The sequence below is a fragment of the Achromobacter xylosoxidans genome (assembly GCF_002192695.1).
Taxonomy (GTDB): Bacteria; Pseudomonadota; Gammaproteobacteria; order Burkholderiales; family Burkholderiaceae_B; genus Achromobacter; species Achromobacter xylosoxidans_C.
In genome coordinates this window covers 38084-50551 of sequence record NZ_MTLG01000104.1, presented here as the reverse complement: position 1 = coordinate 50551, position 12468 = coordinate 38084, and the positions used below count along the sequence as shown (strand labels likewise).

The 12468-nt window shown below is 68.1% G+C and carries 11 protein-coding genes; 1 reads left to right on the top strand and 10 read right to left on the bottom strand.

Annotated features, from left to right (window positions below; genetic code table 11):
- Positions 1-88: 88 nt before the first annotated feature.
- From BRO63_RS24810 to ogt, 3 genes are all read right to left on the bottom strand, one after another.
- Complete coding sequence (locus BRO63_RS24810; protein WP_088142339.1) at positions 89-1174, bottom strand: tartrate dehydrogenase; 1086 nt, start codon at positions 1172-1174, stop codon at positions 89-91.
- 201 nt (positions 1175-1375) lie between these two features.
- Complete coding sequence (locus BRO63_RS24805) at positions 1376-2341, bottom strand: DUF3829 domain-containing protein (RefSeq protein ID WP_088142338.1); 966 nt, start codon at positions 2339-2341, stop codon at positions 1376-1378.
- 73 nt (positions 2342-2414) lie between these two features.
- On the bottom strand, positions 2415-2963 hold the full coding sequence (gene ogt / locus BRO63_RS24800; RefSeq protein WP_088142337.1) for a methylated-DNA--[protein]-cysteine S-methyltransferase: 549 nt from the start codon (positions 2961-2963) through the stop codon (positions 2415-2417).
- 146 nt (positions 2964-3109) lie between these two features.
- Between ogt and BRO63_RS24795 the strand changes: the two genes are divergently transcribed.
- The gene (locus BRO63_RS24795) at positions 3110-4555 is read left to right on the top strand and encodes an AlkA N-terminal domain-containing protein (protein WP_088142336.1); all 1446 of its coding nucleotides are present in this window, start codon (positions 3110-3112) and stop codon (positions 4553-4555) included.
- Between the two features lie 13 nt (positions 4556-4568).
- Here BRO63_RS24795 and BRO63_RS24790 read toward each other — a convergent pair whose 3' ends face one another.
- The 7 genes from BRO63_RS24790 to BRO63_RS24760 all read right to left on the bottom strand — a co-directional run bounded on the left by BRO63_RS24790 (position 4569) and on the right by BRO63_RS24760 (position 12447).
- Positions 4569-5474 (bottom strand): LysR family transcriptional regulator, encoded by a 906-nt coding sequence (locus BRO63_RS24790; protein WP_088142335.1) that lies wholly within the window; start codon positions 5472-5474, stop codon positions 4569-4571.
- 47 nt (positions 5475-5521) lie between these two features.
- Positions 5522-6004 (bottom strand): YajQ family cyclic di-GMP-binding protein, encoded by a 483-nt coding sequence (locus BRO63_RS24785; protein ID WP_054451634.1) that lies wholly within the window; start codon positions 6002-6004, stop codon positions 5522-5524.
- 79 nt (positions 6005-6083) lie between these two features.
- Positions 6084-6872, bottom strand: coding sequence for a heme ABC transporter ATP-binding protein (locus BRO63_RS24780; protein WP_088142334.1), 789 nt, complete (start codon positions 6870-6872; stop codon positions 6084-6086).
- Positions 6869-7813: a FecCD family ABC transporter permease gene (locus tag BRO63_RS24775; protein WP_088142409.1), complete on the bottom strand. Its 945-nt coding sequence runs from the start codon at positions 7811-7813 to the stop codon at positions 6869-6871. Before BRO63_RS24775 ends, BRO63_RS24780 begins: the two co-directional genes overlap by 4 nt.
- Before the next feature lie 37 nt (positions 7814-7850).
- Complete coding sequence (locus BRO63_RS24770; protein ID WP_088142333.1) at positions 7851-8684, bottom strand: heme/hemin ABC transporter substrate-binding protein; 834 nt, start codon at positions 8682-8684, stop codon at positions 7851-7853.
- 18 nt (positions 8685-8702) lie between these two features.
- Positions 8703-9749, bottom strand: a complete 1047-nt coding sequence (locus tag BRO63_RS24765) for a hemin-degrading factor (protein WP_088142332.1) — start codon at positions 9747-9749, stop codon at positions 8703-8705.
- 79 nt (positions 9750-9828) lie between these two features.
- Positions 9829-12447 (bottom strand): TonB-dependent receptor, encoded by a 2619-nt coding sequence (locus tag BRO63_RS24760; protein ID WP_373557795.1) that lies wholly within the window; start codon positions 12445-12447, stop codon positions 9829-9831.
- Between the last annotated feature and the right edge of the window lie 21 nt (positions 12448-12468).

Below are 12468 nucleotides of genomic sequence, written 5' to 3'. Positions count from 1 at the left end.
ATGGAATTCGCTTTTTGTCGTGGAACCTGCAGCGGGCCTGGGTCTCGTGCCCCGGTCCCGCCTCGGGCCTGCTACGGGTCTGCTTCGCTTATGCGGCCTTGGCCTTGGCCGTAGCGGCCAGCTTCGCGCATACCGCCGCCGTGACTTGCTCCGTGGTCGCGGTTCCGCCCAGGTCCCCCGTATGCAGCGACGGATCGGCGGTCACGCTTTCGATAGCCTGCATCAGCCGCGCGGCGGCCTGGGTTTCGCCCAGGTGCTCCAGCAGCATGACCACGGACCAGAAGGTGCCGACCGGATTCGCCAGGCCCCTGCCCATGATGTCGAAGGCGGACCCGTGGATCGGCTCGAACATGGAGGGATAGCGGCGTTCCGGATCGATGTTGCCGGTGGGCGCGATGCCCAGGCTGCCGGCCAGCGCCGCCGCCAGGTCGCTCAGGATGTCGGCGTGCAGGTTGGTGGCGACAATGGTGTCCAACGATGCCGGGCGGTTCACCATGCGGGCGGTGGCCGCGTCGACCAGTTCCTTGTCCCAGGTCACGTCCGGAAACTCGCGGCTCACCTCCGTGGCGATCTCGTCCCACATGACCATGGCGTGGCGCTGCGCATTGGACTTGGTGACTACCGTCAGCAGCTTGCGCGGACGGGATTGCGCCAGCTTGAAGGCGAAGCGCAGGATCCGTTCGACGCCCGCGCGGGTCATGATGGACACGTCGGTCGCGGCTTCCAGCGGATGACCCTGGTGCACCCGGCCGCCCACGCCGGAGTATTCGCCTTCGGAGTTCTCGCGCACGATGACCCAGTCCAGCTGCCCCGGCGCGCAGCGCTTGAGCGGCGCGTCGATGCCGGGCAGGATGCGCGTGGGACGCACATTGGCATATTGGTCGAAGCCCTGGCAGATCTTCAGCCGCAAGCCCCACAGGGTGATGTGGTCGGGGATGTGCGGATCACCGGCAGAACCGAACAGGATGGCGTCCTTGCCGCGCAGCGCGTCCAGGCCGTCGGCCGGCATCATCACGCCGTGCTTGCGGTAGTAGTCGCCGCCCCAGTCGAAATCCTCGAACTCGAAGCTCAGGCCGCCGTCCCGGGCCAGTTCCTGCATGATGCGTTGTCCGGCCGGAATCACTTCCTTGCCGATGCCGTCGCCGGGGATGGTTGCGATGCGATAGGTCTTCATGTGCCGACTGGGCTCCTTGCTGGTGAGATGCTGTCGGCACTGTACTGAGGCCCGCGGGCGGCGGGCGCAATGGAATTCAAAACATTTTTAACCTGGAGTTGAAGATGGCAGACAGAGAAACCGGACGCACGTGAAAAAACAGCGCCCGCATGGGGCGCTGTGTCAGGTTGCGGCCATGAACCGGCCGCGGGCGCGCTGCGATCAGCAGCGGCCGATGTTCAGGTCGGAGATCAGGTTGTTGAAGTTCTGGCGCAGGCTGTTGGCGTCGTCTTCGATGGTGGGACGCATCATCTTGAACGCGCCGGTGCGCGCGGCGTCTTCCTTGTAGCGGCCATTGTTGGTGTGTTCCAGGATCTTGCGGCCGGAGGCCAGGAAGCCGTTGACGTTCATCATCATGCCGGAGCAGCCCTTGGCGTCGGCTTCGCGCGTCTTCTTGTCGAAGCCCAGCGCCATTTCGTTCATCTTGTCCAGCTCCTGCTTGAATGCGTCCTGGTCGGCGCCCAGGCCCTTGCCCTCAAACACGCCCGAGGCCTTGTCCATCGTGGCCTTGCCGTAATAGACCATGCCGGCGCGGTAGTAGGCGACCGTGTCCTTCTTGGCTTTCTCGAAGGCTTCCTTGGTGTTGGCCGTGTCCTTGATGGAGATGCCGCGGTAGAAGCCGTTCTCCGCCTTCACGACTTCGGTCAGCGCCGCGACATAGGCCGGACTCTTCTCGCGCGCCAGCGCGCCGTTGTCGGACAGGAAGGTCTTGGCTGCGGCATAGTTCTGCAGTTCGTGGCTAAGCGGCGCCAGCTTGCCCAACGCATCCGAGAATTCCTTGGCCGGCGCGTCGATCTCGGCGATGGGCGTCGTCATCGCCAGCGCGCGGTCGAGCTTCTCCTTGGTGCGCTGGATCGTCGAATCATTGCTGATGACAAAATCCTTGAGCGGCTTGCCTTCCTTCAGCGCCGGGACGGCATAGGCCTCGTGGCGTTCCAGCGCCTGCTCGAAAGTCGTGGAAATGCTGTTGGCGGTGTCAACGTACTGGTTGTACTTGGTGATCTCGGCCTGGGCGGTGGCCGCCTCGGGCGCTTTCGCTTCCTTCTTGGCGCTATCGTCGCCGCACGCGGCGAGCGCCAGCGTGACGGCCAGAACTGCGGACATGCGCAAGGGGCGCGGCATAAACATCTTTGTTTCCTGTTGCGGGTTGCTCTGAAGGGGACGCATGATATGCCCATCAGATGCTTAACAAGCTACAAATCTATTCAACCCTGTCACAAGAATTTTCAAGCCATCTCTTCTCGTGATCCAGCAGCCAGCGCTTGCGGTGCAGTCCGCCGCCGTAACCGGTCAGGGCGGCGTCAGCGCCCACGATGCGGTGGCAAGGCACGACGATGCCTATGGGATTCGCCCCATTGGCCGCGCCCACCGCTCGCACGGCTGCGGGACGCGCAATGCGATGCGCCAGCGCGCCATAGCTGATCGACTGGCCGCCCGACACTTCGCGCAACGCCCGCCACACTTCCCGTTGGAAGTCCGTGCCGCCCGTGGCCACATCCAGCGCGTCGATGACGCGCACGTCGCCGTCGAAGTAATCCAGCAGCGCGCGCCGCGCGAGCGAGGCCTGGGCCGCATCGCGCAGCTCCACGTTCTGATGGCGGTACTGCCTGCGCAGCAACAGATGCATGCGCGCTTCGTAGTCCTCCCAGTCGACCGCCCGCAGGCGCCGCTGCTCGTCGCTCAGGACCAGCATCAGGCCGATGGGCGTGGGTACGCGTTCAAGCAGAAATGTCTGGGTACGGGCTGGCATGGGATGGCCTCCTGCGATGATCGACGCAAACAATATAGGCTGTGGAGCAAGCCCTGCGCTGGCGGTTTTCGGACAGGAATGCCGCATCCACAACACTGTCCGAAAACCGCTAGATCCAACGCCCGCCGCGGCGTTAGCATGATCCCATGGACCTGAACCACGACGCCTGCTACAGCGCCATCCAAGTGCGCGACTCCCGTTACGACGGCCGCTTCTTCACCGCCGTGAAGACCACGCGCATCTATTGCCGCCCGGTCTGCCCGGCGCGCACCCCATTGTCGAAGAACGTCACGTTCTATGCCACCGCGGCGGCGGCACAGGAAGCCGGCTACCACCCCTGCCTGCGCTGCCGGCCCGAGACCGCGCCGGAAGTCGGGCCGGGACATGAACTGCCGGACGGCGTCGCCCGCGCGCTGCAGCTGATCGAGCTGGGCGCGCTGGACGAGGACGGCGTGGACGTCCTGGCGCAGCGCCTGGGCGTGGGCGAACGCCAGCTGCGGCGCCAGTTCCGCCAGCACCTGGGCGCCTCGCCCGTGGCCGTGGCCCAGACGCGGCGCGTGCTGCTGGCCAAGCAGCTGATCCACGAGACCCGGCTGCCGATGGCGGAGATCGCCTTCGCCTCGGGCTTTGGCAGCATCCGCCGCTTCAATGAAATCTTCCACGACCTGTTCGCGCGCGCCCCCGGGGAGTTGCGCCGATCCGGCAAGCCGGACGTGTCCGCGGCGCAGGAAGGCGAGATCAAGCTGCTGCTGCGCTACCGCCCGCCCTACGACTGGGATGCCATGCTGGCCTTCCTGCGGCTGCGCGCGATCCCCGGGATCGAACAGGTCACGGACGACAGCTATGCCCGCAGCGTTCTGCTGGACGGCAGCCAGGGCACGGTAACGGTGCGCCCGGGCCGCGGCGATGCGCTCGAGGCCACGGTGCGATTTCCCCGGCTGCAGGCGCTGCCGGCCATCATCGCGCGCCTGCGCCGCGTCTTCGACCTGGCCAGCGATCCCGTCGCCATCGCCGCGCAATTCGCCAGCGATCCCGTCATGACGGAGCTGATCCGCGCGCGGCCCGGCCTGCGCGTGCCCGGCGCCTGGGACGGCTTCGAACTGGCCATGCGCGCGGTGCTGGGCCAGCAGATCACGGTGGCCGCGGCCATCCGCCTGGCCGGCAAGCTGGTGGCCGCGCACGGCGCGGTCATGGCGCGTCCCGAAGGCGCGCTGACGCATGTGTTCCCCTTGCCTGAAGCCGTGGCCGCCGCCGAGCTGGCCTCGCTAGGCATGCCGCGCAGCCGCGCCGCAACCCTGTCGGCAGTCGCCGCGGCGGCGGTGGCGGACCGGCATCTGTTCGACGCCGCCGCCGGCCTGGACGACGCGGTACGCCGCTTGCGCACGATACGCGGGGTGGGCGAATGGACGGCGCAATACATCGCCCTGCGCCAGCTGCGCGAGCCGGACGCGTTTCCGTCCGCCGACATCGGCCTGATCCGCGCATTGGAAAGGCTGGAAGCGCGGACCTATACGCCCGCGCAGTTGCTGGCCCGCGCCGAAGGCTGGCGGCCCTGGCGCGCCTACGCGGCGCAGCACCTGTGGACGGCCTGAGCCACGGCCGGGCTCACCACTGGTCTTCCGCGCCCTTCCTGAAGTAAACCACCAGGAAGTCCACGAACACGCGCACCTTGGCCGACAGATGGTGGCGTTCCGGAAAGACGGCGTAGATGTCGGCTTGCGGCAAGGCGTAGTCCTCCAGCACCTGCACCAGCCTGCCGCTGCGCAGATAGCGCGCCAGGTCCCATTCGGCGCGCTGCAGGATGCCCAGGCCGGCCAGGCCCCAGGTCAACGTCACTTCGCCGTCATTGCTGCTGAGATTGCCGCGCACTTTCACGGTCTCGCTGCGGCGTCCCTTGGTGAAACGCCACAGGCCGTACGCGGCTTCATTCTGCCGCAGCACGATGCACTGGTGCCGCGCCAGGTCGTGCGGCGTGGCGGGAATGCCGTGGGTCTTCAGGTAGCCCGGCGACGCGCAGACCAGGCGCCGGTTGGGCGCGATCTTGCGGGCGATGAGGCGGGTGTCGGGCAGATCGCCGAAGCGCACCGCCACGTCGACGGCGTCCTGCACGAAGTCCGCGGGACTGTCGGTCAGCTGCAATTGCAGCGACACCTCGGGATATTTCTGGGCGAATTCCGCAATCGCGGGCGCAATGTAGCTGCGGCCGAAGCCCAGCGGCGCATTGACCTTGAGCAGGCCGCGCGGACTGTCCTGGCGGCTGGCGATCAGCTGGTCCAGGTCCTCGATCTCGCCCAGGATGCGGCGGGCGTTCTCCAGGTAGACCTCGCCTTCCGCGGTCAGGCTCAGGCGCCGCGTGCTGCGGTTGACCAGCCGCACGCCCAGCCGCGCCTCGATCTGGGCCAGCCGCTTGCTGACCGCGGCCGGCGTGACGCCCAGCTCGCGGGCGGCGGCGGACATGCCGCCGGCGCGCACCAGTTCGACCACCAGCTGCAACTCGTTGGAATGTCCCATGGCCCCTCCAGGTCCGCAGGGTGCGCGGCACCCTGGCGCGGGGCGGATCAGTCGCGGAAGTTTTCGAACTGCAAGGGCAGGTCGACGTCGGTCTTCTTCAGCAGCGCGATGGCGGTCTGCAAGTCGTCGCGCTTCTTGCCGCTGATGCGCAGCTTGTCGCCGTTGATCTGCGATTCCACCTTGAGCTTGGCGTTCTTGATGGCGGCGATGAGCTTCTTGGCCACCGGCTGTTCGATGCCCTGCTTGATGGTGACCTTCTGGCGGGCGCCGCCCAGGTTTTCGAGGGGATCGGCCACGTCCAGGCAGCGCACGTCGATGCCGCGGGCCGACAGGCGGCCGCGCAGGATGTCCAGCATCTGCTTGAGCTGGAAGGCGCTGGAAGCGACCTGGGTCACGACAAACTCGTCGAGCTCGAACTTGGCGTCGGTGCCCTTGAAATCGAAGCGGGTGGCGAGTTCGCGGTTGGCCTGGTCGACGGCGTTGGAGAGTTCGTGTTTGTCGACTTCGGAGACGACGTCAAAAGTAGGCATGACACGGGGTCCTGTTGGGTAAATGTTGAAAAAGGCGAATACCGGGGTATCGCCTATTTTACCGGCCCCGCGCCCCGAGTCACGCCGTCAGCACCAGCAGGCGGCCAGCCTGCAGGGGATGCGCGATCACCTGCGCGTCGATGCCGTAGGCCAGATACAGATTGGCCGGCGTCAGCACCTCTGCCGGCGTCCCCTGGGCGATGCCGCGTCCGCCGCTGAGCAGCAGCAGGCGGTCGCACCAGCGGGCGGCCAGATTCATGTCGTGCAGGATCACCAGTACGCCCGTATTGCCTGCGTGGGCCAGCTCCCAGGAGCGCCGCAGCAGGTCGCCCTGGTGCTTGGGGTCCAGGCTGGCGGTGGGTTCGTCCAGCAACAGGTAGCGCGGCTCGTTGTGTTCGCGCGCGGCATGGCATTGAACCAGTACGCGGGCGAACTGGACGCGCTGCTGTTCGCCGCCGGACAGCTCGGGATAGCGCCGCGCGGCAAGATGGGCCGCGTCAGCCTCGCCCAGCGTCTGCGTCACCAGTGCGTCCACAAGGGATGGCGGCAATTCCGGGAACGGATAGGCGCCCATGGCGACCACCTCGCGCACGCCAAGGTCGAAGCTCAAGCCGGGCTTTTGCGGCAGCACGGCGCGGCGGCGCGCCTGTTGCCGGTGCGGCATGGCGGCAAGCGGGGTCTCGCCCAGGCTCAGCTGGCCTGCATCGGCAGCCAGTTCCGCGGACAGCGCGCCCAGCAAGGTGGATTTGCCGGCCCCGTTGGCGCCCAGCAAGCCCACGACTTCTCCCGGGCGGATCTCCAGCGATACGTCGGTGAGGATGCGGGCGCCGCCGCGGTTGACGGTCAGGTTCCGTGCGCGGAGGGTCATCCTATCCTCCGTCCGCGCGCCAGCAGCCACAGGAAGAACGGTCCGCCCACCAGGCCGGTCACCAGGCCGATAGGCAGTTCCGCCGGCACCACCACGGTACGCGCCAGCCAATCCGCGAGGATCAGCGCCAGGCCGCCGGCCAGAATGGTCGCGGGCAGCAGCCAGCGGTGATTGGCGCCCAGCGTCATGCGCACCAGGTGCGGCACCACCAGGCCGACGAAGACGATGGTGCCGGTGGCGGCGACCAGGGGTCCGACGATGAGCGCGCTGGCCAGCACCAGCCTGGCCCGCACACGCTTGAGCGTGTAGCCCAGATGCTGGGCCTCGCGTTCGCCCAGCAGCAGCGCGTTCATGACGCGCCACTGGCTCATCAGCCACAGGCTCACCAGCAGCACCCAGGGTCCCAGGAACGACAGCACCTTCCAATTCGCGCCGCCCAGGCTGCCCATGTTCCAGAACGTCAGGTCGCGCAGTTGCGCATCGGTGGCAACAAAGGTGAACAGGCCGATCAGGCTGAACGCCATGGCCGTGATGGCCACGCCCGCCAGCAACAGCCCCGCCACGCCCGGCACGCGCCGGCCCACCGCGTAGGCGCAGAGCGTGGCCAGCAGGCTGCCGGCGAAGGCGGCGGGCGCGGTGATCCAGAAACCGCCGGACGTCAGCACGATGGCGGCCACCGCCCCCAGCGCGCCGCCCGCCGAGATGCCGATCAGGCCGGGCTCGGCCAGCGGATTGCGGAACAGCGCCTGCATGGCCGCGCCGGACACCGCCAGGCCGGCGCCCGCCACCAGCGCGAACAGCACGCGCGGCAAGCGGATGTCGATCAGCACATTGCGCCACAGGGCGGTCTCCGGCGTGGGCGCGCCCCACAGCAGGGACGGCAGCTCGCGCAAGGGGATCGCCACCGCGCCGTTGGCGGTCGCGGCCACCACCGCCAGCATCAGGGCCGTCGCCAGCAGGCCCAACGCCAGCGGCGCGCTAACGCGCCATGACATGCGCAACCTCCTGCTTGAGCTGGGTCAGCGCCAGCGGCAGGCGCGGTCCCATGCCCAGGATGAGCAGGTCGTCCATCACGACGATGCGCCGCTTCGCGACCGCCTGGGTGGACGCGATGCCGGGCATGCGCAGAAAGGCGTCCATGCCGCCGCCAGCGTCCAGCGATGCCTGCGTCACGATGATCAGGTCGGGCGCGAGCGCGCCCATGGCCTCGGCGGACAAGGGCTTGTAGCCATGCTGGTCTTGCAGCACGTTCACCAGACCCGCCAGGTGCATGACTTCGTTGGCGGCGGTGTCGCGGCCGGCGCCCTGCGGCGAGCCTGTGCGGTTGATCAGCAGCAGCGCCCGCGCGCGCGTCGCGGGCACCGCCTCGGCGCGCGCGAGCTCGCGCGTGACGTCTTCCACCATGCGTTCGCCCGCCGACGCCACGCCCAGCGCGTCGGCTATGCCGCGGATGCGCGACTTGAGCGAAGCCACCGACGGCGCGTCCGACACGGTGACGACGCGCACGCCGACGTCCGCCAGCCGCTTGAGCGCGTCCGGCGGCCCGGCCTGCTCAGAGGCCAGCACCAGGTCGGGCTTGAGCGACAAGACGCCTTCCACCGGTACCGAACGGTAGTAGCCGACGCGCGGCAGCTTGGTCGCGGCCTCGGGATAGAGGCTGGAGAGATCGTCTCCCACCAGCTTGCCGCCCTGCCCCAGCTGATACACGATTTCGGTCACGGAGCCGCCCAGGGTCACCACCCGGGCGGGCGGCGCCGCGTGCGCGCCCAGCGCGATTGCCCAGCCCGCCGCCATTGCCAACCATTTTTTCATCGCTACGTCCTTATGGGCTCAGGCGGCCAGCGGCACGCTGCACAGGCTGATCATCAGTTCGCGCCATTGCGCCAGTTCCGGCTTGCCGGGCTTGCGTTCGCCGAAGAACTGCGCGATCAGGTCGCCAGTGGCGGCATACAGCTCCAGCGAGGTGACCCAGCCGTCCGAGGTCGGCTTGTTCACCACCCAGGCCGAGGCAATGGCGGTGGTGTCCAGGTGCAGGTTGAACTTGGGGTCCAGCACGTTGTACCAAGGGCCGGTGCGGCGCAACTGCTGCACCGGGCCGGTATGGATCTGGATCATGCCGCGGTTGCCCACGAAGCACATGATGGACAGCCCGGACTGCGCCGCGGATTCCAGCATGCGTTCTACGGCGTCGGCCGGCACTTGCTGCGCCAGATCCTCGCCCGCGGCCGCCAGGGCGGCCAGGCGCGACACCTTGAACTTGCGCAGCAAGGGGAAGAACTCGTGCGTGTCCTGCATGCCCAGCCAGGCCTCGCGCCATTGCGCGCCGTCCTCGACTCGGTCGGCGTCGGCGGCGGGCGCATAGGGCTGGGTCTCGGGCCATTGCGCCTCGCCCGCGAACTTGGCGACCAGGGCATCGTAGGCGGTGGCATCGGTGGCCTCGGTGCGATAGACCTTGTGCACCGCCACGCCCGCGCCGTCGAAGAACTGCAGACTGTGGCGGCCGTCCTGCTCGACCGCCCAGGCCGACTTCCAGGCCGTGAAGAAGACGCGCAGGTCGATGTCCGGCCCCAGCACCAGGCCTACCGGACCGTCGGCCTGGATGTCCTCATACACGCCGTGACGCTCGTGCACACACCAGTCGTTGCGCGTCAGCGCCATGACCGGACCCAGCGTGCCCAGTTCGCGGAAGATCTCCTGGGGCGTGCCGTGCAGGGCGGTGGCCTTCAGGCCGCCGCATTCGGCCGCGACCCACTCGGCTTCGGATACGCCCAGCGATTGCGCCAGGTTGCGGGCGCGCAGCTTGGGTTGCGAGGCGGCCAGGGCCTCGTTGCGGGCGCGCAGTTCCTGGGCGCGGGACATGAAATCGGTGTTGCTCATCGTGGGCCCTCCGGCCGTTGCTAAGGTTTGCGTAGACCGCCGCCGTCCCGGCATTGCCCGGACCGGCGGCGGGTCTGGATCAATACTGGTATGTCAGTGAGACGCGCAGGCTGCGCCCCGGTTCCGTGTACCAATCGACCGGCCGCGGAATGGCGATGGCGCCGGCGGTCGGCACGTTGATGGCCTCCCAATACTTCTTGTCGAACAGGTTGAAAACGCCTGCCTGCACCTGCAGCCCCTTCACCGCGGCCGGACGCCAATAGCCCATCAGGTCCACCACGCCGTAGCCGGGCGCCTGGAAATCGGGATTGCGCGCCGTGGCCGTGGCCTCGGGATACTCGACCTTGTCGCGCTTCAGGGCGGTGGTCAGCATGGCATCCACCCCCCACGCGTCGCGGCTGTAGCCCAGGCCCAGCACCGCCTTCAACGGCGCCACGGAGTTCAGGTACTGCCCCGTGCTTTCGTCCTTGCCCACGGCCCACGCCAGCGAACCCCAGGTGCGCCAGCCTGGCGAGAACTTCCAGTGCGCGCTGGCTTCGGCGCCATAGATGCGCACCTTGGCGCGATTGACGTTGCCGGTCACGCCCAAGGGATACTGTCCAGCCCAGCCCGGCTGCCACTGGGGCGAGGACGCGTTCAACGGCACGTCGCCATCGATGAAGTTCTGGTAGCGGTTGTCGAACAACGATACCGCGCCGCCCAGTGAATCGGAACCGATCTTGGCGCCCAGCTCCCAGCCCTTGCTGGTTTCGGGCTTCAGATAGGGATTGCCCACGCGCAGGTAGGTGCCGGGGCCGCCGTAGTTGGTGTAGAGCTGGGTCGGGCTGGGCGCCTTGAAGCCGTAGGCGTACTGGGCATACAGGCTCAGCTCGTCCGCGGCCTTCCAGGTGGCCAGCAGCTTGGGCGAGAAGCGGCTGCCGCTGTTGGACGGCGGCAGCGCGCCCGCGTTCGGGTTGCTTTCGTAGCTGGCCGTGGATTGCGGCTTCTGTTCGTAGTGGTCATAGCGCAGCGCCGGCATGACGGTGTAGCGGCCGTCGGCGAAGCTGAATTCGTCCTGCACCCACAGGGCCCATTGATTGCCCTTGGATTGCGGCACATCGGCCTGGTTGGTGTGCAGCATGTCGCACAGGCGCGGGCCCAGGGGCGCCGCCGTGCCGGGAGGAATCGCGGGGCAATTGTCGTAGCCGCTGGAGTACTGCTCGGTCTTGTTGCCGTACCACTCGCCGCCTATCGTCCACAGCTGAGAAGCCGTCGCGCCCGCCAGCCGCTTGGTGACTTCGCCGTTGAAGCCGAACATCGTCTGTCGGATGGAGTTGCTACGGCCGTAGGGACCGCTGGGATAGCCGTAGTAGTAGGGATCCCCCCGCCAGCGGTAGGCGCGGGAATCGACGCTGCGCACGCCGCTCAGCGAGCTGTCCAGCTGCAAGCGCTGCCAATAGAGGACCGCGGTGGCGGTGTCGATCAGGCTGCCCTCGCCTGGCGCCTTGTACGAGTAGTCCAAGGACACGCGCTGGCGTTCGGTTTCCTTGCGGGTGCTGTTCTCGCCGTACAGGTAACTGGTGCCCGCGCCCTGCTCGAACATGCTGTCGATGTCGGCATTGCGCTTGAAGTATTCGCCTGTCAGGCCGAAGCGATGGCCGCCTTCGACGCGCTGCTGCAGCTTCAAGAGGAAGCTGCGCTGGTCGTAATCTTCGGGGCTGGGTTCGCTGCGCTTGGGGCCGTAGCCGCCCACGTCGCCGCGGTTGTCCAGGGCATGGCCGTTGCGCACGCCGGCCTGCACCAGCCAGAACGTATTGCTGTGGATCTGGCCGGCCAAGGCCGCGTTGGCGCCCCAGCTGCTGTCGGCCGTGTCGTAGTCGGTCTTGGCCAGCGCGCCGAAGGTCTTGCCGTCGGTCAGCAGGTCCGACGGCTGCAGCGTGTGCAGGTCGGCCATGCCGGAAATCGCACCGGAACCGCCGCTGCTGGCGTCGGCGCCGCGCACGATGTCCAGGCGCGACAGGCTATTGAAATCCACCGCCTCCAGCCCGCCCTTCAGGCCGCGCGCGCCGTCGTCCAGCCACGGCAGGCGGATGCCGTCCACCCGCGTCAGCACGCGATCCTGGTCCAGGCCGCGGATGTTGATGCTGTTGGTCGTGCGGTTGAAGTTCACGCCGGGCTCGGCGCGTCTGCCGAAGTCGGTCCAGTCCCTGACCTGCAGCTCGTCCAAACGCTTGCGGTCGGTGCTGGTTTCCCAGGCGGGCATCACCGGCGCCCCCTCGCCGTCGACCTGGACGGGCGCCAGCTGCGTCACGTCCGCGGGCGTGACCGCCTGCAGCACGTAGACGCGGGCGCTGCGCTCCTGCACGCCCAGGCCGCTGCCCGCCAGCAAGCGCGCAAAGCCTTCATTCACGGAATAGACCCCATCGAGCCCCGCCGTGCGGCGCTGGCCCACCAGCGCCGCATCGAACAGCACCGTCACGCCCGCGCTGTCGGCAAAGCGCGGCAGCGCCTCGGCCAGCGCGCCCGCCGGAATGCGATAGCCGCGCGCCTGCATTTGCTGCGCGGACTGGGCCCATGCGCCGCTTGCGGGCAGCAAGGCGGCGGACAGGGCGGCCAGCGCCAGCGCGGCATGCACGGCGGCGGCGACGCGGGTCATTCGGCATTGCAGGCCTCGGGCGGGTCGGGAGCCGCTTGCGCGGCCGGCGGGTAGATAAGCCATGGTCGTCCTTTCGATCCAACA

What these genes read in the sequence shown, in the direction of transcription:
- BRO63_RS24810 (WP_088142339.1), bottom strand. Translation starts at nt 1,174, where the DNA reads ATGAAGACCTATCGCATCGCAACCATCCCCGGCGACGGCATCGGCAAG.
- BRO63_RS24805 (WP_088142338.1), bottom strand. Translation starts at nt 2,341, where the DNA reads ATGTTTATGCCGCGCCCCTTGCGCATGTCCGCAGTTCTGGCCGTCACG.
- ogt (WP_088142337.1), bottom strand. Translation starts at nt 2,963, where the DNA reads ATGCCAGCCCGTACCCAGACATTTCTGCTTGAACGCGTACCCACGCCC.
- BRO63_RS24795 (WP_088142336.1), top strand. Translation starts at nt 3,110, where the DNA reads ATGGACCTGAACCACGACGCCTGCTACAGCGCCATCCAAGTGCGCGAC.
- BRO63_RS24790 (WP_088142335.1), bottom strand. Translation starts at nt 5,474, where the DNA reads ATGGGACATTCCAACGAGTTGCAGCTGGTGGTCGAACTGGTGCGCGCC.
- BRO63_RS24785 (WP_054451634.1), bottom strand. Translation starts at nt 6,004, where the DNA reads ATGCCTACTTTTGACGTCGTCTCCGAAGTCGACAAACACGAACTCTCC.
- BRO63_RS24780 (WP_088142334.1), bottom strand. Translation starts at nt 6,872, where the DNA reads ATGACCCTCCGCGCACGGAACCTGACCGTCAACCGCGGCGGCGCCCGC.
- BRO63_RS24775 (WP_088142409.1), bottom strand. Translation starts at nt 7,813, where the DNA reads ATGCTGGCGGTGGTGGCCGCGACCGCCAACGGCGCGGTGGCGATCCCC.
- BRO63_RS24770 (WP_088142333.1), bottom strand. Translation starts at nt 8,684, where the DNA reads ATGAAAAAATGGTTGGCAATGGCGGCGGGCTGGGCAATCGCGCTGGGC.
- BRO63_RS24765 (WP_088142332.1), bottom strand. Translation starts at nt 9,749, where the DNA reads ATGAGCAACACCGATTTCATGTCCCGCGCCCAGGAACTGCGCGCCCGC.
- BRO63_RS24760 (WP_373557795.1), bottom strand. Translation starts at nt 12,447, where the DNA reads ATGGCTTATCTACCCGCCGGCCGCGCAAGCGGCTCCCGACCCGCCCGA.